Origin of the sequence: Vibrio pomeroyi, from assembly GCF_024347595.1 — a bacterium.
Lineage (GTDB): Bacteria > Pseudomonadota > Gammaproteobacteria > Enterobacterales > Vibrionaceae > Vibrio > Vibrio pomeroyi.
The window spans coordinates 1,864,272-1,890,464 of record NZ_AP025507.1 but is presented as its reverse complement, the minus strand read 5'-3'; the positions used below and the strand labels follow the sequence as shown (position 1 = coordinate 1,890,464).

At 44.9% G+C, this 26,193-nt stretch carries 22 protein-coding genes; 9 read left to right on the top strand and 13 right to left on the bottom strand.

The window, feature by feature from the left end:
* Positions 1–79: 79 nt before the first annotated feature.
* A complete protein-coding gene (locus OCV12_RS24255; RefSeq protein ID WP_261886451.1) occupies positions 80–1,282 on the bottom strand; it encodes a DUF3541 domain-containing protein in 1,203 nt (400 codons plus the stop codon).
* A 286-nt stretch (positions 1,283–1,568) separates the two neighbouring features.
* Here OCV12_RS24255 and OCV12_RS24250 point away from each other — a divergent pair, with 286 nt between their 5' ends.
* Both OCV12_RS24250 and OCV12_RS24245 read left to right on the top strand, forming a co-directional pair.
* Positions 1,569–2,936: a sensor domain-containing diguanylate cyclase gene (locus OCV12_RS24250; RefSeq protein WP_261886450.1), complete on the top strand. Its 1,368-nt coding sequence runs from the start codon at positions 1,569–1,571 to the stop codon at positions 2,934–2,936.
* A 150-nt stretch (positions 2,937–3,086) separates the two neighbouring features.
* Positions 3,087–4,751, top strand: coding sequence for a DEAD/DEAH box helicase (locus OCV12_RS24245; RefSeq protein WP_239846802.1), 1,665 nt, complete (start codon positions 3,087–3,089; stop codon positions 4,749–4,751).
* Between the two features lie 634 nt (positions 4,752–5,385).
* Here OCV12_RS24245 and OCV12_RS24240 read toward each other — a convergent pair.
* Positions 5,386–6,819, bottom strand: a complete 1,434-nt coding sequence (locus OCV12_RS24240) for a DUF3612 domain-containing protein (RefSeq protein WP_261887129.1) — start codon at positions 6,817–6,819, stop codon at positions 5,386–5,388.
* Between the two features lie 268 nt (positions 6,820–7,087).
* Here OCV12_RS24240 and OCV12_RS24235 point away from each other — a divergent pair, with 268 nt between their 5' ends.
* The gene (locus OCV12_RS24235; protein ID WP_261886449.1) at positions 7,088–7,687 is read left to right on the top strand and encodes an aldolase/citrate lyase/malate synthase family protein; all 600 of its coding nucleotides are present in this window, start codon (positions 7,088–7,090) and stop codon (positions 7,685–7,687) included.
* A gap of 124 nt (positions 7,688–7,811) precedes the next feature.
* On the opposite strand, the gene OCV12_RS24230 is transcribed toward OCV12_RS24235, so the two are convergent.
* The 6 genes from OCV12_RS24230 to OCV12_RS24205 form a co-directional block, all read right to left on the bottom strand.
* The gene (locus OCV12_RS24230; protein ID WP_261886448.1) at positions 7,812–8,828 is read right to left on the bottom strand and encodes a GGDEF domain-containing protein; all 1,017 of its coding nucleotides are present in this window, start codon (positions 8,826–8,828) and stop codon (positions 7,812–7,814) included.
* 453 nt (positions 8,829–9,281) lie between these two features.
* Entirely contained in the window at positions 9,282–9,494 is a 213-nt protein-coding gene (gene cspE / locus OCV12_RS24225; RefSeq protein ID WP_004740083.1) for a transcription antiterminator/RNA stability regulator CspE, read from the bottom strand.
* A gap of 356 nt (positions 9,495–9,850) precedes the next feature.
* Positions 9,851–11,128, bottom strand: coding sequence for a cytosine deaminase (locus tag OCV12_RS24220; protein ID WP_239846800.1), 1,278 nt, complete (start codon positions 11,126–11,128; stop codon positions 9,851–9,853).
* 9 nt (positions 11,129–11,137) lie between these two features.
* Complete coding sequence (gene codB / locus OCV12_RS24215; protein WP_032548041.1) at positions 11,138–12,376, bottom strand: cytosine permease; 1,239 nt, start codon at positions 12,374–12,376, stop codon at positions 11,138–11,140.
* Positions 12,377–13,135: 759 nt separating this feature from the next.
* Positions 13,136–14,359 carry an HlyD family secretion protein gene (locus tag OCV12_RS24210; protein WP_176679979.1) on the bottom strand — a complete coding sequence of 408 codons (1,224 nt, stop codon included), beginning with the start codon at positions 14,357–14,359 and terminating at the stop codon, positions 13,136–13,138.
* Complete coding sequence (locus OCV12_RS24205) at positions 14,353–14,703, bottom strand: MFS transporter (RefSeq protein ID WP_132745479.1); 351 nt, start codon at positions 14,701–14,703, stop codon at positions 14,353–14,355. The genes OCV12_RS24210 and OCV12_RS24205 overlap by 7 nt, the downstream gene beginning before the upstream one ends.
* Positions 14,704–14,836: 133 nt before the next feature.
* On the opposite strand from OCV12_RS24205, the gene OCV12_RS24200 reads away from it, so the two are divergent.
* Positions 14,837–15,844 (top strand): AraC family transcriptional regulator, encoded by a 1,008-nt coding sequence (locus OCV12_RS24200; protein WP_176679977.1) that lies wholly within the window; start codon positions 14,837–14,839, stop codon positions 15,842–15,844.
* Between the two features lie 8 nt (positions 15,845–15,852).
* Here OCV12_RS24200 and OCV12_RS24195 read toward each other — a convergent pair whose 3' ends face one another.
* Positions 15,853–16,779: an urea transporter gene (locus OCV12_RS24195; protein WP_261887128.1), complete on the bottom strand. Its 927-nt coding sequence runs from the start codon at positions 16,777–16,779 to the stop codon at positions 15,853–15,855.
* Between the two features lie 80 nt (positions 16,780–16,859).
* Positions 16,860–17,519, bottom strand: a complete 660-nt coding sequence (locus OCV12_RS24190) for a pyridoxamine 5'-phosphate oxidase family protein (protein ID WP_261886447.1) — start codon at positions 17,517–17,519, stop codon at positions 16,860–16,862.
* Positions 17,520–17,609: 90 nt separating this feature from the next.
* Here OCV12_RS24190 and pdxR point away from each other — a divergent pair, with 90 nt between their 5' ends.
* The gene (gene pdxR / locus OCV12_RS24185; protein WP_261886446.1) at positions 17,610–19,070 is read left to right on the top strand and encodes a MocR-like pyridoxine biosynthesis transcription factor PdxR; all 1,461 of its coding nucleotides are present in this window, start codon (positions 17,610–17,612) and stop codon (positions 19,068–19,070) included.
* A 16-nt stretch (positions 19,071–19,086) separates the two neighbouring features.
* Here pdxR and yjeH read toward each other — a convergent pair whose 3' ends face one another.
* Positions 19,087–20,352, bottom strand: a complete 1,266-nt coding sequence (yjeH, locus tag OCV12_RS24180) for an L-methionine/branched-chain amino acid transporter (RefSeq protein ID WP_261886445.1) — start codon at positions 20,350–20,352, stop codon at positions 19,087–19,089.
* 231 nt (positions 20,353–20,583) lie between these two features.
* On the opposite strand from yjeH, the gene OCV12_RS24175 reads away from it, so the two are divergent.
* From OCV12_RS24175 to OCV12_RS24165, 3 genes are all read left to right on the top strand, one after another.
* Entirely contained in the window at positions 20,584–21,045 is a 462-nt protein-coding gene (locus tag OCV12_RS24175) for an Lrp/AsnC family transcriptional regulator (protein WP_261886444.1), read from the top strand.
* Positions 21,039–21,959, top strand: a complete 921-nt coding sequence (locus tag OCV12_RS24170; RefSeq protein ID WP_261886443.1) for a LysR family transcriptional regulator — start codon at positions 21,039–21,041, stop codon at positions 21,957–21,959. The genes OCV12_RS24175 and OCV12_RS24170 overlap by 7 nt, the downstream gene beginning before the upstream one ends.
* Positions 21,960–22,071: 112 nt before the next feature.
* On the top strand, positions 22,072–22,686 hold the full coding sequence (locus tag OCV12_RS24165; protein ID WP_017630487.1) for a LysE family translocator: 615 nt from the start codon (positions 22,072–22,074) through the stop codon (positions 22,684–22,686).
* Between the two features lie 94 nt (positions 22,687–22,780).
* Here the strand turns inward: OCV12_RS24165 and OCV12_RS24160 are convergent, their stop codons facing one another.
* Both OCV12_RS24160 and OCV12_RS24155 read right to left on the bottom strand, forming a co-directional pair.
* Positions 22,781–23,944: an alpha/beta hydrolase gene (locus OCV12_RS24160; RefSeq protein WP_261886442.1), complete on the bottom strand. Its 1,164-nt coding sequence runs from the start codon at positions 23,942–23,944 to the stop codon at positions 22,781–22,783.
* Between the two features lie 48 nt (positions 23,945–23,992).
* Complete coding sequence (locus tag OCV12_RS24155; protein WP_261886441.1) at positions 23,993–24,223, bottom strand: hypothetical protein; 231 nt, start codon at positions 24,221–24,223, stop codon at positions 23,993–23,995.
* A 273-nt stretch (positions 24,224–24,496) separates the two neighbouring features.
* On the opposite strand from OCV12_RS24155, the gene hcp reads away from it, so the two are divergent.
* Positions 24,497–26,158, top strand: a complete 1,662-nt coding sequence (gene hcp / locus OCV12_RS24150) for a hydroxylamine reductase (RefSeq protein WP_261886440.1) — start codon at positions 24,497–24,499, stop codon at positions 26,156–26,158.
* The last annotated feature ends 35 nt before the right edge of the window (positions 26,159–26,193 follow it).

The window sequence follows — 26,193 nt, the reverse complement described above, 5'->3', positions numbered from 1 at the left end:
GAACGTAACAGACATTAAAAAGCCGCAGACCTCGAAAGGGGTGCGGCTTTTTAGATTCTGTAGGTAAACCTTGGAGTTTCTATTTACTCAATGGCTGGTTTTCAATGAGCCCGTAAGGAATCGTCTTAAACACTTTTGGGTTGCCCTTGAACGTTGGCGCTTCGTTCACCTGTTGCCAATCAAGCAGCATGATTGCCAATACGTTGCGATGTTCGCCGTACTCAAGATCAAAATCACCAGTGATAGACGGGATCATCCCGTGTTTCTTGTCGATGGACGCTTGGATAGCGAGTCGAGTTTTCTCGACAACAGGGTCATCTTCTAGACCTGCAAGTAGGAAGGTTAATCCAACCTCTGCGATTACATCTTCTTTTGCACGCAGCAGAATGGTATCGATGTTTTCTCTAAAGTAATCGTAGATCCATTGGTGCTCTTGCTCGCTTACTTGGTGTTGGTAGTATTCCGAATCACCGAAGATCACATGTGTCATGCCATAGATTTTATTACCATATTGCTGACTTGAGAGCTTCTTGTCTTTGTCGTCTGGGTACGCTTTTTTGAAGGTATCAACGAACTCATCAACCACATCTTGTTCACCCAACTGACGTAGCCAGTACACTTGATTCGCAAGCTGAGCGGCCCACGCTTTCACCATGTCTTCATTGGTTACGTAGCGAGAGAAGTCATAACGACGAATGATTTCACGCAGTTTGGCATCGTTTTTGTGTTCCAAGCCGTATTCGTTCGCGCGCGCCATAGAACCTAGCAGGTCGACACCGAGGTACAGATATTCAGGCATGTGCTTGGTGATGTTGTAGCGTCGAATACTGCGTTCATCGTCGTCACCCACATAAGAAGCCACGCGTTTCTCTGAGTACAGTACGATTTGTTCCATGGTATGAACATCATTCGATAGGCGGCTGAGCTTGCTTGATACACGCGCCATATCACTCCACACCGCGGCAGAATATTTGTCGTCTAATGTTTGTCGATACATACGCAAACCATAGTGACCCTCTTTGAAGGCTGGGAGGGTGAAGAGTTGGCTTTCGTAGGTAGTGCGAATCAAATCGGCGGATTGTTTGAAAGATTGTTCTTGAGAGTAGAGAGAATCAGCTTGTGATTGAACATTTGGTACGATTTTTGCTAGTTTGTTCTCTTGTATGTTAACACGCTCTTGTACGTTAACAGTCTGTTGCTCGTCAGAAGTCGCTTGTACTTGAAACGCTGCTGCGACGGAGGCAGATAACAAAGTGCACAGAGTGAGAGTTTTTAGCTTCATGTTTGTAAGGTACCAAGCTGATTAATTGTAAGTATAAAATAACACTGATGAATCCTTTAATGTAAGGTTTGGGTCAATACAATGTAAGCTTTAAAAGGTTCATTAAGGTTTTTTGATTTATTAATCAGTGTAGTTAACTCACAGTGAAGTGATGAATCGCTCAATAATGAAATGAGACCCAACGCAAAGTGTGGATTTTTAACTGCTTGTCGGCATACTGAAAGAATTAGCCAGAAATGAGCCGATTTAAGGCAGTAAACAGAACAAAAGTGTTAGAGGTTCGTGAATGCCAAGTGGTTCTAGCAAGCAATTGCCTGCCAAATTATTATCTTTGTTGTTTTTCCTAGTGGTAGTGAGTGCTATCGAGTTTTTTCACGCCAAGGAATTAACCTATCTTAAAAATGAATCCTATTCTGAGGCAAAAAAGCAGCTCTCGATTATTCGATCCCGCATAGAAGCGACGATCGTGTCGGACATGTATATCCTCAATAATTTCTCGACTCTTGTGACCATTAACCCCAATGGAGATCAAAAGAGCTGGGATCAAATTGCTCAAAACATTATCCGTGACGGCTTCCATATTCGCTTGATTGGCCTTGCTGAAAACGATGTACTTAATTTCGTTTATCCAATGGAAGGCAATGAGCAGATCCTCGGGATTGATTACCGTGACCACCCAAGCCAATGGGAGTCGGTAGAGATCGCACGCAACATCGGCAATACCTTTATCGCGGGGCCATTTGACCTGTTTCAAGGTGGTCAAGCCTTGATTACGCGTACGCCTATCTTTAGAGATCCTCCCTTTAATCAAGACTATTGGGGCGTATCGAGTGCCGTGATTGATCTCGATGCGCTTCTGAAAGATGTGGGTATTGGCAAGATTGAGAAAAAATACGAATTGGCAATACGTGGAACCAACAGTGCCGGTAAAGAGGGCGATGTTTTCTATGGCAAGCCCAGTGTCTTCTCCAATGCGTTTACGACAGAGCAGGTGAGCTTCCCTTATGGTGGCTGGTACCTTGCGTTGTCGGGTAATGAACATGTGCTAATGGATGTGCCTTGGTATCGTGTTCATGGAGTGAGGCTGGTGGGTTACACCCTAATGCTGATTCTAGCGGTTGCTTACATCATGATTTACAGGCTCTATCGCATTGCGGATAGCCGTTCAATGCATGATGAGTTGACGATGCTACCTAATCGCCGTTACTTCATGTACAGCCTCAAGCAAGCGTTCAAAACGGTACAAAAGCAGAAAACCAAAACCTTTGCGGTGGTTAACATTGACCTAGATGCTTTTAAGGCCATCAATGATACCTATGGTCACGCCGCAGGTGACAAAGTCTTGATTGAGTGTGCTAAACGAATCAAGAGCAAGCTGCGTACCTCAGATATTGTCGCGAGGATGGGCGGGGATGAATTTCTCGTTCTGTTGCCGCGCATTATTGATGAAGAACATGTGGCATCGATTACCAATAAACTGCAAGGCGCGATCTGCGAAACGCCTGTGGTTTATGAAACGCATTCTATTTATCTCAGAATCAGTGTGGGTTGGGTTGTTTATAACGACAGCTTCAACGATGTGGATGGCCTTTTAAAAGCCGCTGATGAAAAAATGTACGAGCAGAAGCGTCAGATTACCTCGACAGAATCTTAGTTGCGATTAGAATTTAGTTGCTGAATGTGGGGAAAAGCCTCAGAATACCGCGCTTTGCTCCGTATCAATCATCTGATCAGCAAAAGCTGTAGCAACGCCATTTTTACGGTGTTGCTCATACTAAATGTTATTCAACTGAGAAAATAATCTATGAGTTTTACCTCCCTTGGCCTTTCTGAACCGATCCTTAAAGCTATTGAAGCACAAGGTTACGATAAGCCATCACCAATCCAAGAGAAAGCCGTACCAGCTGTCCTAACGGGCAAAGATGTAATGGCCGCTGCTCAAACAGGTACAGGTAAAACTGCAGGCTTCACGCTACCTATTCTTGAAATCTTATCAAAAGGCACTCGCGTACGTCAGAATCAAGTTCGTGCACTTGTGTTAACTCCAACTCGTGAACTTGCTGCGCAGGTGAATGGCAGTGTAGTGAAGTACGGTATTAACTTACCTCTTACTTCTACCGTTGTGTTTGGTGGCGTGAAAATTAACCCTCAGATGCAAAAATTGCGTAAAGGTAGTGATGTGCTAGTGGCAACACCGGGTCGTCTACTTGACCTATACAATCAAAATGCAGTGCGTTTCGATCAACTAGAGATCCTAGTGCTAGATGAAGCGGACCGTATGCTAGACATGGGTTTCATCCGTGACATCCGTAAGATCTTGGCTTTCTTGCCTAAGAAACGTCAGAACCTACTGTTCTCTGCGACCTTCTCTGATGATATCCGTAGCTTGGCAAAAGGTTTGGTGAATAACCCAGTAGAGATCTCGGTAAGCCCTGCAAACTCTACGGCGAAGACCGTTGAGCAAAGCATCTACCCAGTAGACAAAAAGAAAAAGAGCGCAATGCTAGCGAAGCTAATCAAAGACAATGATTGGCGACAAGTGTTGGTATTCAGCAAAACAAAACACGGTGCTAACAAGCTTGCTCGTTTCCTTGAAGAGCAAGACATCACTGCTGCGCCAATTCACGGTAACAAGAGCCAAGGCGCACGTACCAAAGCCCTAGAGAACTTCAAAACGGGTAAGGTTCGAGTGCTTGTAGCAACAGACATCGCAGCACGTGGTATCGATATCCCACAACTGCCTCAAGTGGTTAACTTCGACCTTCCTCATGTATCAGAAGACTATGTACACCGTATTGGTCGTACAGGCCGTGCTGGTGAAGTGGGTAAAGCTATCTCATTAGTTTGTGCTGATGAAGTGGGTGAACTGTTCGGTATTGAGCGCCTGATTCAACAAGTGCTAGAGCGTCGTGAACTTGAAGGCTTCTCGCCAGTAAACAAGCTGCCAGAGTCTCGTTTGGACACACGTCCAATCAAGCCTAAGAAGCCGAAGAAAGCGAAACAACCACGTGAACACGCAGACGGTCAACGTTCTGGTGACAACGCTCGTGGTCACAAGCCAGCAGGCAAGAATAAACGTCACGTACCGGGTACAGGTTCTGCGCCAAAGCGTAAGCCGACATCGGGTAAGAAACCTGCCGAAAATAACGCAGCAGCGGGCGAAGATAAGTCTGTAAGAAACAACGGCAGCAACTTCAAGCGCGGTAGTGCAGGCAATAAGCCCTCTGCGAACAAAACCGGTAATCAAAGTACTTTGAGCAAGCCAAGCGGTGCGGGTAAAGCAAACGGTTCTGGCAAGCCAAAAAGCTCAGGTCAGTCAAACAATACAGGCAAGCCAGCAGGTAAACCTAAGAAGTCAGGTTACGGTGGCAGCTATGGCCCAAGCAAGTCATCGAACAAGCCAGCAGGAAGCAAGCCTTCGACAAACAAACCGTCTCGAAGCCGCTCTAAGCCAGCTCCTCAGAAATAATCTTTTCTGAGATATTGAAAGAGCAACGATGGGAGTTGCTTTATAAAAAGGCGTCTCGTTGGCTAAGTTCTTTCTGTCATAGAAATCGAATAAACGCGAATATTGAATATCAATGTTCGCGTTTTTTTATGCCTGTTATTTTGCAATTTGAGAGTGTAGTAGGTGACGGGAAAACTGTTGAATCTATTGATAAATTGGACTTTAGAGGAAGGGTAACGAATCTTTAATGATTTTTTAATAACAACATAATCACTAGCGTTTTTGTGGATTTTTGCAATTTGCAATTCCAGTTTGCAAAACAAACAAGAATTTACGGCTAATACGTGTCCAGATGCGTAGTAAATACGTGTTTTAAAAGTTGGCACGTATGCTGCATTAGTAATGGTGACCCTTCTTAAGCCGAGGGTCACCTAGCCAACTGACGTTGTTAGTGAACCTTTATTGTTCACACAAAATATATGACCAATCACCCTTTTGTGATTGGTTTTTTTTTGCCTGAATTTTAGGTTCTATTTGTTTTATTGCTTTTTACTAATGGCCGTTGCTCTATAAAGCCAATCAGGCCAAATCAAAGCTAACCAGGCAAAATAAGTAGAACACAATAATTGCTTATCATGCTCGTACCTCAATTGCTTTAACACTCACCACACTTTGAGTAACAGCTTGGTTGGCGTGGGCATTCTCCGCCTCTGGAGCAGATAAGCCTCGCCTCTGTCTCAATCCCACGTTCAATCCAATTTATATTTAGAATCTTGGCTATTGTCGTGAGATCTTTCTTGATGTTACGCGGTATTGCTACAGAGCCGCCATTGTTGACGCATGACGCCTTAAGCTGCTCTGCTATTTCTCTCGAATTACCGCCTTGAGCATCAATCGCAGGGTTGAGATCTATACCAGCACACAAAACGCGATTGTTGCCCGCTGGATCCGTCATATTGATGGATTCACAGCAGTAGATTCTTGGCTCATCACCCACATTCAAAATGGAGATCTGAGCAGAGCTACCCGCCCTAGGTTCAGATAATCGACGGAACACAGCCCAATGTTGACATGGGTCAGCGACCGTTCTCATATTCCCCCAAGGCAGTGGAATCCCGTTTCCGCGGTATACCGCCTTGAGTTTCCCCGGTCCATAAGCATCAAAGTAGTGCCAGTGAGGGTAGGGCGATACTACCGTCATTCGACGCATCGCAACAGAGGGGGAAACCCCTGCTCTTTTGTGAACGTCGATTTCGTAACCAGTACGATCGAGCAGTTGTCTGAATGGGACTTTCGGGCATAACAACGCGCCAGCAAAGAAGCTTGATTCAAAGTCTCGCCATGCTTGAAGAATATCTTGAGAGTTGAGTTGGGAAGAGCCTGATACTTGGTTATCGTCCCATGTGTTGTTATTGCCGACTGACAACACACTCTTTAATCCTTCTTTGCTATGCAAAATGCAATGGCCGATGTAAACCGACAGGTCGTATTTCAGACGAGTTGGGTACTCTTTAAGAATTTCGTTTAAGAAGATCGTACCTGGAGGTTCGAAGAACGAGGTCACTAGTTGCTTGGCGTTGATGCCGAGCTCATCGACCACATCTTGAGGTGTGCGTGTTACCCAACGGATATTGATTCCAAGTGTTCTCGCGATGTCTATGAGGTCTTCCACGCTGAGGTTGAGGCGTTTTAGGCCAACTTCCTCTGCGGCACGCTCAAGGTCAGGGAAGTGGTTTTGATTGCTCTCTTGGTGTGCTCGAATTAATAGGTGTGCAAACTGGCGACCAGAGATACCGGTTTGTGACAACATCTCGGGTATGGCAATTTGCAGGATGTCGTTGGAGAAAAGAAAGCTAGGCTCGAGCGCCATACCGCTTATCCCACCTCGGTTCCCTTTATCTGGAGCTATGGCTTGTTGTTCTGATTCGTCGTCGAGAAACCACGTAGGGTTCTTCTGAAAGACCTGCGCGATCACTTCCAGCATGTCGATGCTTGGCACCCGCTTTCCACGTTCAATCATTGAAAGGTAAGAAACGGAAGGCGCGTATTCTGGGTTGATTCTAATACAACGCGCAGACAGATCTTCCATCGTTAAATGGTTACGCTTCCTAAGGTTACGTATTTTCGTACCTAGGAAATGTGACTGACGAACTAAACTTTTTGACAAGGCCATATTTGTAAAATTCACATTGTAAAATTTTTGTTGTGAAATTGTATGTAAAAAACCGCTAATCTACAAACTAAGCAATTCACAAAATGACAAATAAATTAAACGTTAGTTTGGAATAATTGCTCTAGGACACATTTTTGCGTTACAAATCGGTGGCTTTCACCGGACTGGTCAAGAGGGAAAGACTATGAATATGCTTACATTCGATAAAACAGAAATCCAAAAACAATCAAAGCCATTTATCGCTGAAGCTGTCTTTGCCGTGGAGACAATCAGTGCAAACCAGCAAACTGAAAAGCAAGTGAAAGCAAAGCAATTACTTGACCGTCTGTTCCCACTGGAGCATGGCTCACACCAAGACGTAACGAGCTACGTAGTCGATTACCGCCATATCATGGCTTACTTTAAAGATGGTCAACACAGCGGTCTGAAGCACCCTAAGCAGTTTGTGGCTTACATGGGTGAGAAGAGTGACCCAGACTCAATCTTGTTCCGTGATGGCAGCGGAAGCCACCTAGAAGTGATGTTTGGTTGTCACAAAGGGACGGGGTGTATTGAGCTAGTAGAGATTGATGACATTCAGTTAGAGTCGTGCACGACCTTCGGTCAATCACCAATGGAAGCAACGAGCTCTACATTACATCAAGAGACTATTGCAGCAATGCGTCACTGGATCAGCCTGGTAAAAGGTGACGAGAAAGGAAAACCAAAAGCGTGCAGTGAAGATAAAGAGTTCAGAGCTAAGAGTGGTGAAGACTACTGCCTGAATTACTGCTTCCAGATTTAACAGTGATTCCTAAGTAACAAACCAATTTGTATAGTTAAAGAAAAAGCCCCAAAGATGATGTCTTTGGGGCTTTCTAATTTCAATACGAGCCGACTAATGTGTTGAAAGGAGCATTGATTGCGTCTTACAAAGGCATTACTCGGTTACGACCCAGTGATTTCGCTTCATAAAGTAGCTTATCAGCGCGTTCGATCAGCGATTGTGCTGATTCACCCGGTTCAAGTTCGGCCACACCAAACGATGCGGTGATATTACCAACCTGCTGACCGCTACGGCGATCTTTAATCGACAGTTTCTCGAGAGAGCGACGGTTGGTATCAGCAAGCTGACGAGCAATACGCACAGATTTGTTTGGCACAATGAGTGCGAACTCTTCGCCACCGAAGCGATAAGCAGAAATACCTTCACGACAACTTAGTTTAAGTTTGCGAGCTATTCCTTTAAGAACCATATCGCCAAACAAGTGACCATAGGTGTCGTTGAAATTTTTAAAGTGGTCGATATCGAGAAGAATCAGACACAGAGATTGTTGCGCTCCACATAAGGTTTCTATATCACGGTCGAACGAACGACGGTTATACAGTGTGGTTGTGCTATCAAAAAGCGCGTCTTTCTGAACTTCGACAAGTTGGCTTTTCAGTTTGGTGATTTCTGACGTAGCCGAGTTCAGTTGCGAGTTTAAAAACTGAGTAGAGTGACGAATATGACGAGATTCCGAAACCAGCTGACGAACCAGTGTCATCACTTCATCGATAGATAAGCTTTCGTTATCAACACGAGCCAAGTCCTCGAAGCTTTTGTCGATCATGTCAGAGAAAGCAGAGGTATCGGTCAGTGTGTCGTTCATCGAGTTCGACACTTCAGAAACTAACAGTTCTAAATTCGCACGGAGGTCGTTGATATTGGTTTCGGATTTGCTAGCAACGTAATTGTTGTAAAGCTGTTCACCAACGGCAGGAGGGCAGATACCGTAGTGTTCTAAAATACCATCCATGTCTTGAGTTAGCTGTGGGATAGCATTGTCGACATAGGTGTACCAAAGTGCGTAATTTGCCGGTGTGGTAGACACCCTGTTCTTCATCATAAGAGGCACCGCTTTTTTTAGATTTGCGGTGGATTTCTGAAATTCGTCTTTCTTCATTATTTTTACTGCAGGTACCAAACTAACTAAAGCCACTTGTGGACAAGGTTAGCGGATTTCGAAGGTCTTTGCTTTAAAAATTATATAATTAATGGATGAGGGTTGGATAAATTACTCTTTTTTATTATGAATATCGATTGGGTATTCATAACTACATCTAATGGATTGTTCTTTAACCATATTTTTGGTTATTCATTTTGGAACATAGGTGAGGTTTTAGGTGAAAAGCTCAACTCAATCTCTGGGTGTGGTGTGCTGAAGCTTGGGGTGATGTTCTTAGCGTAGAATCTGTATGAACAATTGAATCTGGGCCTTTGAACGATACAATTAGATTCGCAAGAGGGGGAGAGAAGAAGCGTGTAACGAAAGCAAGGAAGAGGGGAGTACATGAGCAGATATAAAAAAGCGCCGATAAAAATCAGCGCTTTAAAATTCTTTTTAGCTAAAAGCTAATTATTGAGCAACAACGTTTGCTGCTTGTAGGCCTTTTTGACCGTTTTCAACTTCGAAAGAAACCTTTTGGCCTTCTTTCAGAGTTTTGAAGCCTTCAGAAACGATAGCACGGAAGTGTACGAATACGTCAGCGCCGCCGTTGTCTTGAGAAATGAAGCCGAAACCTTTCTCTTCGTTAAACCATTTTACAGTGCCAGTATTTGTGTTAGACATAATTTGTCCCTTATTCATAAATTTTCTAAATTGTTGATTGCATTACTGCAATGCGCTGATAATTGAATTATTTAATATTGCTAAGAAATAAGGAAAAACTACTTACAAAAACGGGTAACGATTTTACATGTCAATTTTTTACTATTCATCTAACTTAAATAACTCCGGCTAACAGAGCGAGAGCATGTTAACACAGTCTTTTGAGATGTACACACATTGATTGCGAAATCTGTGCTTTTTTTGTCATACCGTGCGAATGTACAAAAAATACACTGAATTAGTGATAGTTTTGTCGCTTCGCCAACACAACAAAAGGAAGCATCTCAGCTTCCTTTTCTTCATTAGTATAGACGATATTAACGCTTGAAGTTGATATCTTCTGTTTGAGCTAAGTTAATTTTTGTTTTAGCTGGCTGAGTCTCTGCGATCACCTTGCCGTGGCGTACTGAATACTGCACTGGTACTTGGCGACGCACTGCATCAAAGCCATTATCAGCAGGAAGAATCAGTAGGCTACCTGGCTTACCTTCTTCGATACCGAAGTTGTCTTGGATGTTCAATGTGCGAGCAGAGTTTTTGCTGATCAAATCTAGCGAGTTGTTGATTTGGTCGTAGCCCATAACCTGTGTTACGTGCAGTCCCATGTGCAGAACTTGAAGCATGTTCGCTGTACCCAGTGGGTACCATGGGTCAAACACGTCATCGTGGCCAAAACAAACGTTGATGTTTGCTGCTAGCATCTCTTTCACACGAGTCACGCCACGGCGTTTCGGGTAATCGTCGAAACGGCCTTGTAAGTGAATGTTCACTAACGGGTTTGCTACGAAGTTGATACCAGACATCTTCAATAGACGGAACAGACGAGACGCGTAAGCACCGTTGTAAGAACCCATCGCCGTTGTGTGGCTTGCCGTTACCTTTTCACCCATCTCAAATTTATGAGCAAGGGCTGCCAGTGTTTCAACAAAACGAGATTGTTCGTCGTCGATTTCATCACAGTGAACGTCGATCAGACAGTCGTACTTGCGTGCAAGCTCGAACACGTAATGCAGAGATTCAACACCGTATTCACGAGTGAATTCGAAGTGAGGGATAGCACCAATAACGTCAGCGCCGATCTTTACGGCTTCTTCAAGCAACTCTTTGCCGTTAGGGTATGAAAGAATGCCTTCCTGAGGGAATGCAACGATCTGAATGTCGACCCACTCTTTCATCTCTTCACGAACTTCAACCATCGCTCTTAACGCAACTAACGTTGGGTCAGATACGTCAACGTGAGTACGCACGTGTTGAACACCGTTAGCGATCTGCCATTTCAGTGTTTGCTTCGCACGAGATTTTACGTCTTCAATTGATAGCAGTTCTTTACGCTCAGCCCAACGCTCAATACCTTCAAACAAAGTGCCAGAGATGTTCCAGTTAGGCTCACCAGCGGTTTGAGTGGTATCTAGGTGGATGTGCGGTTCACAGAACGGTGTAACAGCAATGCCACCTTCAGCATCAAGGATGTCACCTTGATGATTGATTTGTGCGTCATTATCGAGAATGCGAGAAAATTGACCATTTTCAATCAGAATCTGTTTCAAGCCCTCTTGGTCTTGAAGTTTCGCGTTCTTGATTAATAGGGTTGTCATAGTGTGTCCTTAAGCGGCCTGAGATTTCAGAGCTTTTTTGTTCAATAGAGGATTAAGCACGAGGTAACTGATTGCACCACCTAACACTGCGTTTAAAGGAACAACGCCAGGAAGGAAGTGACCAGCGGCTACGCCTGTTGCTACCGCGATAATGCCAGCCCAATTAACGGTTTGGAACTCTGCATTTGCAAAATCTTTGTAACGTTTACGGTTCGCGAAGAAGTCAGCGATGATTACGCCACCAATTGGTGGAATCGCCAACGATAGGAAGGTTAGCCAACCTACGAAGTTGTTGTACAACCAAAGCGCGAAAATCGTACCGATGATGCCGTTAATGATAGACATTGTAGTACTTGAGCGACCAGTGATGTTAGATAAACCAAGGCCAGATGCATAAAGTGCGTTTTCATTGGTTGTCCAGATGTTCAAGCCAAGAACGATGATTGCTGGAAGCAGTAGTCCTTGTGCAATCATCACATCTGAAATGTCTGATTGGCCTGTCGCTGCTGCACCGGCTGCGCCGAAGATGAACATCAGCGAGTTACCGATGAAGAATGCAACCATTGTGATCAATACTGCGCTCGCTGGCTTCTTACCAAAGCGAACAAAATCGGCCGTTAGCGTACCTGCACTAACAAATGAACCTACAACCATTGCTAAGGCCATTGAGAAGTCCATTGGAGTTTCTGGTTTAATCAGTTGTAGCTGTTCTAGTCCGCCAACGCTGTCTACCGCAGTCAATACTGAGTAACCACCAAGAATAGCAATCGCTGGAACAGCAATCGCTGAAAGCACCATTAGCGCTTTAATACCGAAGTACACCGTACCTGTCATCAAAAGGCCTGACACAATAATCAAGGTGTTGGTATCAATGCCCGTCGCTTTCTGTACCGGAATTGCAAACATCGCTACACCTACGCCAAACCAACCGACTTGTGTACCACCAAGTAGAGCAGAAGGAAGCCATGAGCCTTTTGTACCGAAAGAGAAACGCGCTAGGAGGTGAGTAGAGAGGCCAGTAGATGAGCCGATGTAGCCAAGAAAAGAAGTGTAAATACCAAGAATTAGGTTACCGATGAGAACGGCGAGGAAGAAATCGTTGAATGAGAGGCCTGTCCCGAGTGAACCACCTGTCCACATACTTGCAGAGAAGAAAGTGAGTCCAAGCATTACCATGGTGAGTGAAGCGACTCCTTTCCTAGCCGATGTAGGAACCGGCCCTAGACTGTAGTTATTATCAGCAGCCATTTTTTACCTCCGCAAATGATCAAAATTAAAATTAACGGTCGCCGTATTGCAGGCAAACGTGCGCATTATGGTGATATAAATCACATAGTCAATGCTAATTTTGTCAATAAAGGCACCTGAGAATCAATTATCACCTTAAATTTCTTGTAAAACATAAGGTTATTTTCTTCATTTATTTCATGAAAATAAATAGAAAACGTTTTCTATGGTGTATTGAATATCTGCTATCGATAGTTGGCTATGAATGTTGATTATTATGCGATTGAATGGGTGTCTGTATCGAGAGGGGGGCGGTTAGCCAAACGACAGGCAAAAAAATAGCCAATCGCAATAACCGCAATTGGCTTATATATTTTGTGAACAAGAATAAGGTTCACTAACAACGTCAGTTGGCTAGGTGACCCTCGGCTTAAGAAGGGTCGATATATACAAAGCAGATAGCGTGCCAACTTTTAAAACCTCGAATATAGGCTGTTTAATAGCAATTTGGTGCGTATTTGGCCATTTTATTCGCGTTTTAGAATTCCCTTGTTGCATTATGCAATTGCGATTTGCAATTTAATGCTAGTGCAGGGTGATCTAGGTGGTAATGATCTAGTGTCGCGATGAGATGAGCACAGCACGTTCCTGAGTTCTTTATCTTCTATGGACTCCCCTACGCCTAAAAACATGGAATTTTAAGTAACTAAGCAACCGAGCAAAAAAGCCCGTGCGATCTGAGATCGCACGGGCTTTGTCTTGTTTCATCTATCAGGCGTATTAGATAGAGTAGAAGAAGTACAGCTGAGACTTCATTCGAATGATGATCCCGCGTATGACATCTAGGAACGCCATAAAGCTAATCGGCTTCTCACCGCTCACCCATGCTAAACCGACAGAACCAACAGGAATATCGTAGCCTTCTGCTTCATCGATCTTTAAACGCACAAAGTGGTGCTTGTTCTGAAGGTTTCGACCTGTGGTGACACGTACCTGTTCATCGATACCGAGCAAGCTCGCCTGTGCTTCACCTGTCGCCTCAACAATGCCTTCTACGGTTGCCGAGAATATCTTGCCAGGGTAAACCGCCGTCGCAAATTCTGCAGGTTGACCAACTTTGATGTTACGAATCGCTTGGTGGTTTACTCGCATCAACACGTACTTCTCTTCAGTGTACATTTGAATACGAGGCATCATTGAAACGCGCTGACCTTCACGAAGAATAAAGTTAGTCACAAAGCCATCCGTCGGAGCGGTGACTTTGGTGCTGTTCAGATCCCATTGTGCTTGAGCCAATGTCGCTTTCGCTGAGTCCACCTCTGTTTGTTTTTTACTAACGTTGGTTTCGGCTTTGTGAATGTCGAGCTTTGCGTTTTCTGCATCGACTTCTTTCTTGCTCAGTTGAGATTCCAACGTCGTCACGTTATGAGTCGCCAGATCTACCTTCGCCGTTTGTTGGTCGATGTCAGTTTCAGTAATCGTGTGTTGTACGACACTGTTTTGCTTCTGGTAACGATCAAGCGTTTTCGATTGCAGCACTAAGTCTGTCTTCGCTGACTCAATTTGTGCAATTGAAGCTTTGATGTCCTCTAGCGCCGAGCGATAGCTGACTTTAGCTATGCTGACTTCTTGGCGAGCCGTGTCTAAAGCGACCTCAGCTGACTCAAGTTGAACACTTGCTTTGTCTCTTGCAATCACATATTTGGTGTCGTCAATCTCATAGATCAGTTGTCCTTCAGTCACATCCTGGTTTGGATGGATATGGACTTTCGTTGTTTTACCCGACACATTGGTTGAGTCTGGACGCAATTGAATGTGCGGAGATTGAACAACTGAACCGCCTGATAAATCCATTGGAGTAAAGTTGAGCAGGCCGACCCACACGAACAACAACCAAGATGTACCACCTAGGTACGCAAATGCTTTGGTGCCTTTGTTCCAAGGCATACCAACCAGTCTGAGTAAATAAATGAACAGTGCCCAAATTGCTAAGCCTTCTAACATGCTTGGCTCTCCTCATCTTGCTTGTCGGTCGTTGCCTGTTCCTTAGGTGCTGCCGGAGATTTCCATGTGTCTCTTAGGTTGATGATGGCTTTTTCCATATCAACAAATGCCAAGATTACCGCGAGTACCCATACCCAATGCCATACAAAACCAATCCATGTTAATGCGGTAATCAAACCGAGCTGGTGATGATCTTTACTGTGAGCTTTATTGATTGGTAATTCATGTACACGCCAGAACCCGTAACATGCTGCCGCGATAGTTGCGACTAACACTACGCCAGCCACTACATGTAGTGCAGTATCTGCGCCTGTTCCGACAAATGGGACACTAAGTAAACTCATTGATAAACCCTAGGTTAAATTGAGCGCCGAGTGTGATTGATATCAGATTTATAGGTTGCAAATTTACTAATTATTTTAATAATGAGTTCTATATGATTTGATCTGTAATTTGGATTTCGAGGCTTAGTAGCAAATGAACAATTGTAACTTCCTAAGAGCACTAGGAATTTTAGGTGTATATCAGTATGCGGCGGCCAATCGTGACTTAGATATGGACTCTTTGGGTATTCCAAAGTCAGTATTTGCTAACGCGATGAACCTGATTCCAGTGAATGAAGTGGACCAATGGTATGGCTTACTCGAGCAGAAAACCCGCGATCCTGACATCATTTTGAAGCTGGCTGATAGGGTGGATATTGAGAAGTTAGGGCCTCTGGCGAACTGGTTTTTTTCAGGGCATGACCTTGCTTCTGCGATTCGTCGAGTCAACATTGGGCTGCACTGTTTACAGTCGGGGGCTTTCTTGTATGGCGCGCAAGTTGGGACACTCATTAAATGGTGTTATGACAACCCTGAGTATTCTGAGGTTGGTAAAGTACATGACTCGGTGCGTATCGCGATTTTTATGATGAAGATCCTAAGGCGTTACCTAGGGCCTGACTTCAAGCCAGCAGCGGTATCCATTGCAGGCTATCGTGAGAATACTGAGCTTTATCACGAGTACTTTGGGTGCAATATCCAATGGGGGCAACCACGCACAGAGGTTTGGATTCCGAGCAAACTAAGGCTATCCATTAATCAGTCTCCGGCGGCAGGTAAAATGAGCTTGGCGATGAATTTCCACGATTTAGACAACTATCTCAACATGCCAGATGCAGGTGATGAACATAAGGTCACCTATGAGATGATCAATTACAGTCGTCATTTTGGTTTACCAACATTGCACAAGGTTTCCAGCTTATTAGGACTCTCTGAGCAGCAGTTTCAACGCCGTTTGCATAAGTTGGGTGTCAACTTTTCCACCATCATGGGTTATGCACTGAGCAATGTTGCCGTGGAGTTGTTGAGCTATAAACTCCCAGTCGAAGAGGTCGCGAAACGTTTAGGCTACACCAATGTGGCAAGCTTTAATCGAATGTTTAAAAAGCACCGTGGCTTAACGCCAAAGCAATATGTTGAGCGATTTTGGACGGATTTATAGGTTACGTGTTAGGCCAAGCTTCGTTTTTGCAATAAGCCTGATAAGTAAACCGCCGCCCAAGTGCTTAGAATGAAAGGTGCTGTTAATGGCAGCAGTGCCAAGGTGTGAAAACCTAGGGTAATAAGGCAACTCAACAGGATACCTAAGATGACGAATGGCCAAGCTATTCTTGGGTAAAGAACCAGAGCTAAGGTAGCAAGAATCGCGTTGTAGCCATAAAGACCTTGCTTGATCAGTTCGCTGTCAGCGCCAATTAAAGAGCTAAATAGGGTACTGATTAACACCGCAAGCAGCATCCAAACAGCGTGTTTGAAGCTGTTCAGTGCGATTGCGACCAAGATAAATAATCCGGAAAACTCTTTATTGATAAAGCTGACTTGGCTGATCCCTTTTAGCATGGTCACCACAAACGTTGGTAAGTAGGTTCCTGCATCTGTGTCGATATTAATAAGTGGCATCAACGCTATGCTGGATGTTGAAAATGCCGAAAGTTCGAAGGTTGATTGGACAACATAAATTCCCCACGAAGTAACAACAAAGGCGCTGGTGTAACCGCGGTACTTTTTAAAGCTAAACACTATTTTAGCGATTGGAACTGTCAGTAGGGCTCCGAAGACTGTCACAGCCGCTAGTATTGGGGTGACCCCAAAGAAGTTACCAATGAACAAAGCGAACAGTGCGCCATTCAACGCATACATACCACTATTAAGATCATGAGCTGTTTTGCTGTTGGTGTTAATTCCACTAGGGATATAGCGAGCTAATGTGTAACTGCAGCTGGCACCGAATAAAGTAAGACAAGCCAGTGGAATGGATTCAATAGAGATAGCTAACAGTAACAGAAGGGACGTTACGACAGATGGTGTGAAATAGACTTGCCCAATACCATTGAGCAAGCCTTGAAGTGGAAGAATGTCCTTATTCGTATTCATCATCTGGCGACAGAGTTTCATTATGTTAAATTTTTGATACGCCAGATTGTATACAACTATTCTTAGTTGATCATATTCGTGTGTTAATTCTGATACCAACGTTCACCATAGGCTTGTTGGTAATCTGGCTTTTCAATGAGCCCTTCCTGTTCTGGCACGGTTTCCAGTGGCCCAACAACGGTTCGGTAAGGCAATACACCTGCCCAAACGGGAACGTCCATATCAGCTTTGTCATCATTCACACCATGCTTACCAATTTTTACCGAGGCTTCGGTTAGCGGAATCGCCAGTAACTCAGTGGCGGTGAGCTCTTTTTCGTTACTCAGCCTAACCTCATCGGTTCTTCCCGGTGCTATCTGCTCAATGAAGATGTTCAACAAGCGATCCTTTTCTTGGTTGTCATCGATGACTGAAAATGCCCCCAATACCACTGCAGAACGATAATGCGCACTGTGATGAAATGCCGAACGAGCCAGCACCCAACCATCGAACAGAGTGAACGTTAAACAGGTTGGTTCTCCTTTCTTTAATCCCTTCAGTAAGCGGCTGTTTTTAGCGCCATGAATATAGACCATGTCATCCACTCGCCAAGCAAGCATAGGTATAACCATCGGGCCGTGTTCGCCTTGCAATGCAATGTGTGCGATTAAGCTCTCATCAATGATCTGATGCAGTTTCTCTTGTTCAAATACGGCTTTGTGAGCCCCTTTCTTTATCATGGTTCTTTTCGTGTTAGATAACATAATCGCTCCTTAATCATTGCCTTTTGATTAATGTAGCGATTAACTGGTCTATTAAATAGAGCCACTTTCAAACACTATTTGGATCCAGTTATGCAGCCTATTGATGTCGGTGACCTACAGTTAGATGAACAACACGACACGCGCCAAACCGCCTTGTTTCATGCAATTCGAGAGAAGATCGTTCAAGATTTATGGAGCAAAGGCAGTAAGTTACCCTCAACACGTAAGTTGGCTGTAGAACTGTCGTTAAGCCGAAATACCGTGATCTATGCGTATGAACAGTTGGTCACGGAAGGCTACATCGAGAGCAAGAAAGGCTCTGGCTTTTACGTGTCGGTTGAACAGCCGGAGCATTTTCTCAGTTTGTCTCAATCGAGCAGTACCCAGACTTCACATGGCTTGACCACAGAGGCTGATGCATCAAGTGGCGCGAGAGTGACACCCAATGACATTAACCGAAGTTTTGCGCCGGGTGTTCCTGATCTGGATGCATTCCCGTTTGCTAAATGGCAGAGACTGCTGCAACGCCACGCTACGCGGCAGAACATCGCAGGTAATCAAGACGTTCAAGGCAGTTTGGCTTTGAGGGAAGCACTCAGCGGCTACCTTGCAAGTAGCCGTTCGGTTCGTTGTCATGCAGACCGAATTATTATCACCGCCGGTGCTCAGCAAGCTATTTCGATAGGTTTAATGGTGACGTTAGCGATGGGCGACCAAATACTGGTTGAAGAGCCGGGCTATCGACAGGTGCATAAAATTATTGACCTGTTAAAGCTCGAACTTGATGGTGTGCGTGTTCGTGAAAAGGTCGGCCTTGATATCGAAAAAGTGCTCTCCAGTCACGCCAAGGCTCTGTATGTCACCCCAAGCAATCAATACCCAATGGGGACGACACTCAATACCGAACAACGCCTCAAACTGATTGATTGGGCCAACAAAAACCAGTCTTGGATCATTGAAGATGACTACGACAGTGAGTTTCAGTTTGCACATCGCCCTTACACCAGTATGCAAGGCTTGGCGGGTAAACTCGGGTTTGATGACCGGATTATCTATGTTGGTTCACTGAGTAAAGTCATGTTCAACGGCCTCCGCTTAGGCTACTTGGTTGTGCCTGAACACTTGGTGGCGAGGTGTCTTGAGATTAAAGATGCGCTCACTGGAGATACCGCCGCACATACACAAGAAGCATTGGCTGACTTTGTTCATGAAGGCGACTTACTGAGACATATTAGAAAGATGCGTCGCTCATACAAACTCAAGTATGAAGCGATGATCGAAGCCATTCAAAGTGAGTTTCATGGTGATCTTGAAGTGATAAGCCAAGCGGCAGGATTGCATGTGACAGTGAAATGGTCGAATGGAATATCAGAACAGGAATGGAGTCGAAGGGCTGAACTTGAGAACATCATCATTCGCCCGTTTGATTTCTACGAATATGGCTCAAGTGATGAGCGTGATTGGAGTGGGGCAGTATTGGGCTTTGGTAATATCCGCTTGAGTGACATAAAGCCGAAGATCAAACAGATCGCTCGGCTTTTTTATCAGTGATATTGGTTGTTCTCGTTTACAACTTGTTGATTGAAACGGTGGGTTTACCCAACCACTTCTTCCAAGGGAGTGACAATGTCACAAAAATGGTCACCGCATACAACATCGACCAACTTAGGCAGATAAACACCAAAGTACAGATAACCAATGAAACCATTGCAGTAAATCTGGAAATGCCAGTTAGTAATCGGCAAGCCGCCAACATCGCAAGCAGATAAACCAGAACGAATATTCCATTGGCGAGTTTAAGAAAGAATTCGAGATCTAAGTTAGACAACTCGCCAATCACACATGAGATAAGCGCGATGAAGCCAATCGCCAACGTTGGGTAAAGAGGCACACCACGACGGTTAAGTTGTGCCATTTTACTTGTCGGGCTGTGTTGGCGAGCTTGAGCCCAGATCATGCGAGACAAGCTTTGGGTATAAAGATTTAGGCTGGCAAAACAAGCAAAGAAACCAAGTACACTGATGACCGTTTTGAAGCCATTGCCAAACAGTTGCTCTGTCACCCACGGAATCGATGCAGCATCAAATTCAGCGGATCCATAAGCCCCCAGTTTAAGAATGACCACTGAACAAGCCCAATACACTAGGCCTGCAACGAAACATCCTGCAATGATGGCGATTGGGAAATCGCGCTGTGGGTTCTTAAATTCCTCTCCCATGTGAGCAAAGGCTTCTATCCCTACAAAGCACCAAAACATTACCGCCAATGCCGCGCCGATAGACCACATAGAGTCGGACGAGATAGCGGGAATCGCGACATCTGTAACGGTGATGTCAGCCTTCCAAACAAAAGCACTGACCAAGGTAAAGATCGACAATGCAATCACGGTTTGCAGACGACCAGAAGACTTACTGCCCATCAAGTTGACGGCAATCAGCAGGGCTACAGTAAAGGTCTGAGCACCAAGCGGTGTGTCGAGAGGCGAAGGTAATAGTTGTTGAGCAAAGCCGCCCGCTAGTGCGATCGCAGCTGGAATGCCGACAGGAATAACACTCACAAACAACCAAGCAACACTCGTTTCTAAACGCTCGCTGAACGCTTGGCGTACAAAATAGGCGGTGCCACCTGCATTAGGGTAGCGTTTCCCCAATGCAGCAAAGGTAAGGGCGATTGGGCAAATGGCGATAAACAAGATTAACCATGCCAATAGCGACAACTGACCTGCGATACCTGCAGCGATAGCGGGAATCATAAATAACCCAGTACCCAGCAAGGTCGTAGAGAGTTGTCCAATTCCGGACATTAGCGTGATTTCTTGTTTGAGTTGTGTCATTCGCTCTCCTAGCTTTTGGTGCTTATTCTGGGATGGGTAATACTGAGATTGAAAGCATACATTGTCGACATCAATAATACAGCTAGCGAAACGTCGTAAGACACCGCCATTTTGACGGTATTAATCCGTTTAAGCGTGAAAATGTCGGTTGTCATAATGGCTGTTATAAGTCGGAAAGTTGTGTCAAATTAGGCGTTATAAATAGAACAATAAGTGGAAAGAATCAAAAGCATGGATAAATTTGATCGCCAGATTTTGGATATTCTCAAAAACAACGCTCGATGCTCAGTGAGTGATATCGCCCGAGATGTGAGCCTCTCGCGTTCGGCTGTGAACGCCAGAATCAAGAAACTGGAAAGCGACAAAGTGATAACGGGTTATAGCGCTCAAGTGACAGAGCCAAACCAAACGAAGAATGTGTGCGCTTATATTTTGCTGAAATTCGACATGTCGAGCAGCGACCATAGTTGTGAATCTTACGCGCAACGAATCGAGAGCATTGATGGTGTGCAATGGTGTCACTCGATCAGCGGTGAGACAGATATGATGCTGTATGTTGAAGTAGAAAGCATGGAGCGTTTGAATCAAGTTCGCGACCAACTGCAAAGCTATCCAGATCTGCGTCACCTAATGACTCATACTGTGCTGACCGAGTTTTTCAACAAACTGAATCCGACGGTACATTCATGTTAGGCAATATTAATTTAAACCTACTGCGTTCACTGCATGTGCTTCTTGAAGAGTGTCATGTAAGCCGCGCCGCTCAACGTCTGCATATCACCCAGTCTGCGGTCAGCCGACAGCTTAGTCAACTTAGAGATTTGTGTGGTGACCCTTTGTTGGTTCGTGATGGTAACAAGTTGGTTCCTACCAATCGTGCTCTGCAGCTTAAAGACAAGCTCGATGACTTGCTGAGTGAGTTTGACCACCTGTTAGATGATAAGCCATTTGAGCCTCAAGATTGGCACGGTGAGTTGGTGTTGGCTTCGAGTGATTATGTCGCTCAGTATATTTTGCCTGTGATTGTGGCTGAAGTGTCCGCCGAAGCGCCGAACATCAATTTGGCGTATCGCTTGTGGCAACCCAATTACCTTGAAGCGCTCAATGAGTCAGGTATTCACTTAGCTTCGAGCATGTTTCCTCGAAAGCCAGACCACGTGTCGAGCATGAAGCTTGGTGAAGACAAGTCTGTGTGTCTGATGCGCAAATCTCACCCTCTGGCTCAACAATCGACCCTGAGTGCACAAGACATCGTCAATTATTCCCACATCAAGGTAACTGGCGGCGGGGACAAAGACAGCTACGCAGACATTGCTCTAAAGAAACAGGGCCTTAAGCGTCGAATCGCATTGCAGGTTCCGTTCTTTTCATCGGCAGGTACTGTGCTGATGCAAGATGATTACCTGATGATAGTGCCAGAACACATCGCCTATAACCTAGGTCGACACCTTGAAACGACCTACTTCTCTTTGCCGTTTGATACGGAAATGCACACTTATTGGTTAATGTGGCACCCTAAGTATGACAACGATTCTGCTCACAAATGGGCGCGAGAAAAGGCATTCCAAGCTATGCAGAAGTCGAGCTACAATATCAGTATGACTTGAAGTCATAGGCATGATGATAATCTTTGATTTCAAATAATACCTTCGGCGAATTATTGTGGCTAGCAAGTAAAGGCGTTCAGTTGGAACGCATAGTTTTCTTAGGAATGGAATGATGACAGTAACAATTTGGTTTTCTTTATTAGCTATCTGTTTGTTGGGCGCGATGTCTCCGGGTCCAAGCTTGGCGATGATCGCTAAACACAGTTTGGCTGGTGGCCGTATCAATGGTCTTATCGCAGCTTGGTCACATGCCGCTGGTATTGGTATTTATGCCTTCGCAACCATCGTGGGTTTGGCGGTGCTATTAGAACAATCGCCAATGCTGTTTAAAGGGATCAGCTTGGCGGGTGCTGCGTATTTGCTTTACCTTGGTGTGAATGCGTTGCGTTCGAAAGGTGGAGTAGCAGCGAAATTGGAAGCGGGTGAACAGATGAGTTACATGCAGTCTGCTCGTGAGGCTTTCTTAATCTCTATCTTGAGCCCAAAGATCGCGTTGTTCTTTATCGCTCTGTTTAGCCAATTCGTAGCGTTAGGTAATGAACTCAGCAATCAAGTGATCATTGTTTCAACACCGTTGATTGTTGATGGTCTTTGGTACACCTTCATCACCTTGGTGCTATCGAGCCCGCTGATCGTTGAACGAATCCGTTCGAAAGCGCAGCTGATTGACCGACTTTCAGGTGTGGTTTTGATTCTGCTTGCAGTCCGTGTGGTGTGGACGATATAGCGGTCGCTCATATTCCGACAAAATACGATATCCATAAAAAAGGCTCACTAGACGTTATCTAGTGAGCCTTTTTAGGTTTTTATCGAGCGAGTTTTTAGCCTTCTGAGTTCAGAACTTCGTCTAGCTTTTTCATCGAATCTGAGAAGTAAGGGTTATAGGTTAAACGCGCATGGTTTTTACCTTCTTCGCGGTATCCCCATGCCGAGTACCATACTTCACTGGTCGCGTTGCACTGTTCTTCAAAGCCCTCAGCCTGACCATTCGAACAGATCTTCTCGCTGCCATTGATGCCGTAGTACGGATTGTTTGGCGAGAACAGCAAGCCCATGTGTGAACCGTTTGAGATGCGTAGTTCGGGGATCTTCATGCTGTATTGAACCGCACGAGGATCGTCGAGTGTGGTTTCCCCCTGCCAAATCAATACGTTGTTTGGGTTCGGCATAGACTCAGTAAACGCCTGCTGAACATAGCTAGTATCAATCACACTGTCGCCTTCACTCATCATAATGAACACTGGCTTGTCGAAGTGTTTATCTTGTAAGTCTTCACGAACCACTTCTGAAGTTTCGTAATAAACCGAAGCTCCGTTCATTGGCAGCGAGTTGTAACGCAGTACATTGTCTTCAGGATCTTGATCGGCCCAAGTGACAAAGTAGCTCGCTAGCCCAGCATATTGAACCGCAGATGAGCTCGGTTGAAATGCAGGAGAGAACAGCAGTAACCCAGAGATCTTTGGATCATTCATCGCTTGCGATGTGACGAGGTTCGCACCGGTTGAATAGCCACCCAACCATACAGAGTCATACTCTTGCTCGAGTAACTTCGTATGGTGAGCCACAACGCCTTGCCAGTCTTCCAAACTTGGCTGCATTAAGTCACCGACACGACTACCATGGCCCGGCAGTAATACCGTTCTCACTAGGTAACCTTGCTCTGCTAAGTGCGTAGCGATGTCTTTAAACGAATAGGGTGAGTCGCCCAATCCGTGAACCAATAGAACGGCCTTTCCGTTAGGTGTGGCAGGCTGATACTCAGTCGGAGAATTGAGTTGGATCTCCAATTGCTTGTCTTCGGTCATGAACACACGGTTTTTTAATAACCAATCTTGAGTGTCATTTACGTAGGCATCAAAGCTGTCTTGCTGATATTCAGGCAAGTCAGGAGAGGTTTCGTAAGCTGGAGCGATGGTCTCGTTGGAACAACCAACGAGACTTAAAGTCGTTAGGGCGAGTAGCGTTAGAATGGTCTTGCTATGCATTTTTTAGTGTTGTCTCTATCGTGTTTTGTCTTGAAGCAAAAGCTTAGACTATTTTCTGTTTGAAAGGTCTTCGTATTCACCTTCAATCACACCTGCATCACTGGTTGATGACTGACGACTGTTCATATGAGCTGCGAAGCCTTGTTTCTTCATTTGATTTTGAATGCGCTTGCCAGTAATTAAAGCTGCAATAGCCAAAGGAATAGCAAGGATCAAGCTTGTGAATAGCGCCAAAAGGCCAGTAAACAGCGCAACAATCGTAACTAAGATATTTTTCATATTCATTCCTCTTTTTCTATGTTGTTACTTTATCGCTTCTATTCTGAACGAAACATGAACGCCGTTAAATAATTACCGAGAGTCACTATGACACGGGTGTGTTGACTTTGGGTGTGTAAATGTAGTCATAAACACGCACTAAAAATATGGAATACAGCCAAGTTCTTTAAAATCAATGAGTTAAAAGTTGGCACAGTTGATGCTCTATAGGGTTTGGAATAAGTCACTGTAAGCAAAGTACTTACAGCTAATAAAAATTACTGGAGCCCCTATATGTTCTGTATTCAATGTGAACAAACCATTCAAACACCCACTGTAAAAGGCTGTTCTTTCGCACAAGGTATGTGTGGTAAAACCTCGGAAGTGTCAGACCTTCAAGATGTGTTGGTGTATTCTCTTCAAGGTGTTTCTTTTTGGGCAAATTTAGGTCGCACTTGCGATGTTATTGATACTGAAATTGACGAGTGGGCACCAAAAGCGTTCTTCGCAACATTGACCAACGTTAACTTCGACCCTGCTCGTATCATCGAATTTGCACAGCAATCTCACGAATTCAAACAGCGTTTAGAGCAAAAAGTTCGCGCTGCCGCGACGTTAATTGGTTTCGAAATTCCAGCGCTTTCTCCTGCTGCGCAGTTCGATTTACCAACGGATTCTTCAGAGCTATTGGCACTTGCACCACAAGCAGCAGTTAACCGTGGTCACGACTCTCAACACGAAGATGTAATTGGTCTTCGTCTTCTTTGCCTATACGGCTTGAAAGGTGCTGCGGCTTACATGGAGCACGCACGTGTTCTTGGTCAAACAGATGATGCAATCTTTGCTGAATACCATGAAATCATGGCTTTCTTAGGTACTGATCCTACCGACCTAAAACAGTTACTTGATACATCAATGCAGATTGGCTTGATGAACTACAAAGTAATGGAAATGCTAGACAAGGGCGAGACAGATACATTCGGTCACCCACAACCAACAACGGTGAATGTGAAGACTAAGAAGGGTCACTGTATCCTTGTTTCTGGTCACGACCTTCACGATCTAGAAAAGATCCTTCAACAAACCGAAGGCAAGGGCATTAACGTTTACACCAATGGTGAGATGTTACCTGCACACGGTTACCCTGAACTGAACAAGTACCCACACCTTGCAGGTAACTACGGTAGCGCTTGGCAGAACCAACAGAAGGAGTTCGCTAACTTCCCTGGCGCAATTGTAATGACGTCTAACTGCCTGCTTAACCCAGATGTTGGCGCGTATGCTGACCGTCTATTTACACGTAGTATTGTTGGCTGGCCGGGTGTTGCACACCTTGAAGGCGACGATTTCAGTGCGGTAATCGATTGTGCGCTTGCACAAGAAGGCTTCAAGCATGACGAGATCGAGCAAATGATCACTGTCGGCTTTGGTCGCAATGCATTGATGGAAGCAGCACCTGCGGTTGTTGAGCAAGTGAAAGAAGGCAACATCAAACACTTCTTCCTTGTGGGTGGTTGTGACGGTGATAAATCTGAGCGTAGCTACTACACAGACTTCACTGCTCAAGCGCCAGAGGATTCAGTAATCCTAACGCTGGCATGTGGTAAATTCCGTTTCAATAAGAACCAATTCGGCGACATTAATGGTATCCCACGCTTGTTAGATGTTGGCCAATGTAACGATGCTTACTCTGCGATTCAGCTTGCGCTTGCACTGTCTCAAGAGTTTGACTGTGGCATCAACGAACTACCACTAACGCTGGTTCTATCTTGGTTCGAGCAAAAAGCGATTGTTATCCTGCTAACTCTGTTCGCACTGGGTGTGAAAGGTATCTACACAGGTCCAACAGCGCCTGCATTCCTAACAGAGAACCTACTAAAGATTATTCAAGACGAGTTCGACATGCGTTCTATTTCGACGCCAGAGCAAGATCTTAAAACAATCTTAGCGGCTTAATGTAAGCCCACTCCCAAGCCCCGTTGTTGCTGTTC

Excerpts from the sequence above, each read along its gene's own strand:
- OCV12_RS24255 (WP_261886451.1), bottom strand. The coding sequence starts at position 1,282 with ATGAAGCTAAAAACTCTCACTCTGTGCACTTTGTTATCTGCCTCCGTC.
- OCV12_RS24250 (WP_261886450.1), top strand. The coding sequence starts at position 1,569 with ATGCCAAGTGGTTCTAGCAAGCAATTGCCTGCCAAATTATTATCTTTG.
- OCV12_RS24245 (WP_239846802.1), top strand. The coding sequence starts at position 3,087 with ATGAGTTTTACCTCCCTTGGCCTTTCTGAACCGATCCTTAAAGCTATT.
- OCV12_RS24240 (WP_261887129.1), bottom strand. The coding sequence starts at position 6,819 with ATGGAAGATCTGTCTGCGCGTTGTATTAGAATCAACCCAGAATACGCG.
- OCV12_RS24235 (WP_261886449.1), top strand. The coding sequence starts at position 7,088 with ATGAATATGCTTACATTCGATAAAACAGAAATCCAAAAACAATCAAAG.
- OCV12_RS24230 (WP_261886448.1), bottom strand. The coding sequence starts at position 8,828 with ATGAAGAAAGACGAATTTCAGAAATCCACCGCAAATCTAAAAAAAGCG.
- cspE (WP_004740083.1), bottom strand. The coding sequence starts at position 9,494 with ATGTCTAACACAAATACTGGCACTGTAAAATGGTTTAACGAAGAGAAA.
- OCV12_RS24220 (WP_239846800.1), bottom strand. The coding sequence starts at position 11,128 with ATGACAACCCTATTAATCAAGAACGCGAAACTTCAAGACCAAGAGGGC.
- codB (WP_032548041.1), bottom strand. The coding sequence starts at position 12,376 with ATGGCTGCTGATAATAACTACAGTCTAGGGCCGGTTCCTACATCGGCT.
- OCV12_RS24210 (WP_176679979.1), bottom strand. The coding sequence starts at position 14,359 with ATGTTAGAAGGCTTAGCAATTTGGGCACTGTTCATTTATTTACTCAGA.
- OCV12_RS24205 (WP_132745479.1), bottom strand. The coding sequence starts at position 14,703 with ATGAGTTTACTTAGTGTCCCATTTGTCGGAACAGGCGCAGATACTGCA.
- OCV12_RS24200 (WP_176679977.1), top strand. The coding sequence starts at position 14,837 with ATGAACAATTGTAACTTCCTAAGAGCACTAGGAATTTTAGGTGTATAT.
- OCV12_RS24195 (WP_261887128.1), bottom strand. The coding sequence starts at position 16,779 with ATGATGAATACGAATAAGGACATTCTTCCACTTCAAGGCTTGCTCAAT.
- OCV12_RS24190 (WP_261886447.1), bottom strand. The coding sequence starts at position 17,519 with ATGTTATCTAACACGAAAAGAACCATGATAAAGAAAGGGGCTCACAAA.
- pdxR (WP_261886446.1), top strand. The coding sequence starts at position 17,610 with ATGCAGCCTATTGATGTCGGTGACCTACAGTTAGATGAACAACACGAC.
- yjeH (WP_261886445.1), bottom strand. The coding sequence starts at position 20,352 with ATGACACAACTCAAACAAGAAATCACGCTAATGTCCGGAATTGGACAA.
- OCV12_RS24175 (WP_261886444.1), top strand. The coding sequence starts at position 20,584 with ATGGATAAATTTGATCGCCAGATTTTGGATATTCTCAAAAACAACGCT.
- OCV12_RS24170 (WP_261886443.1), top strand. The coding sequence starts at position 21,039 with ATGTTAGGCAATATTAATTTAAACCTACTGCGTTCACTGCATGTGCTT.
- OCV12_RS24165 (WP_017630487.1), top strand. The coding sequence starts at position 22,072 with ATGACAGTAACAATTTGGTTTTCTTTATTAGCTATCTGTTTGTTGGGC.
- OCV12_RS24160 (WP_261886442.1), bottom strand. The coding sequence starts at position 23,944 with ATGCATAGCAAGACCATTCTAACGCTACTCGCCCTAACGACTTTAAGT.
- OCV12_RS24155 (WP_261886441.1), bottom strand. The coding sequence starts at position 24,223 with ATGAAAAATATCTTAGTTACGATTGTTGCGCTGTTTACTGGCCTTTTG.
- hcp (WP_261886440.1), top strand. The coding sequence starts at position 24,497 with ATGTTCTGTATTCAATGTGAACAAACCATTCAAACACCCACTGTAAAA.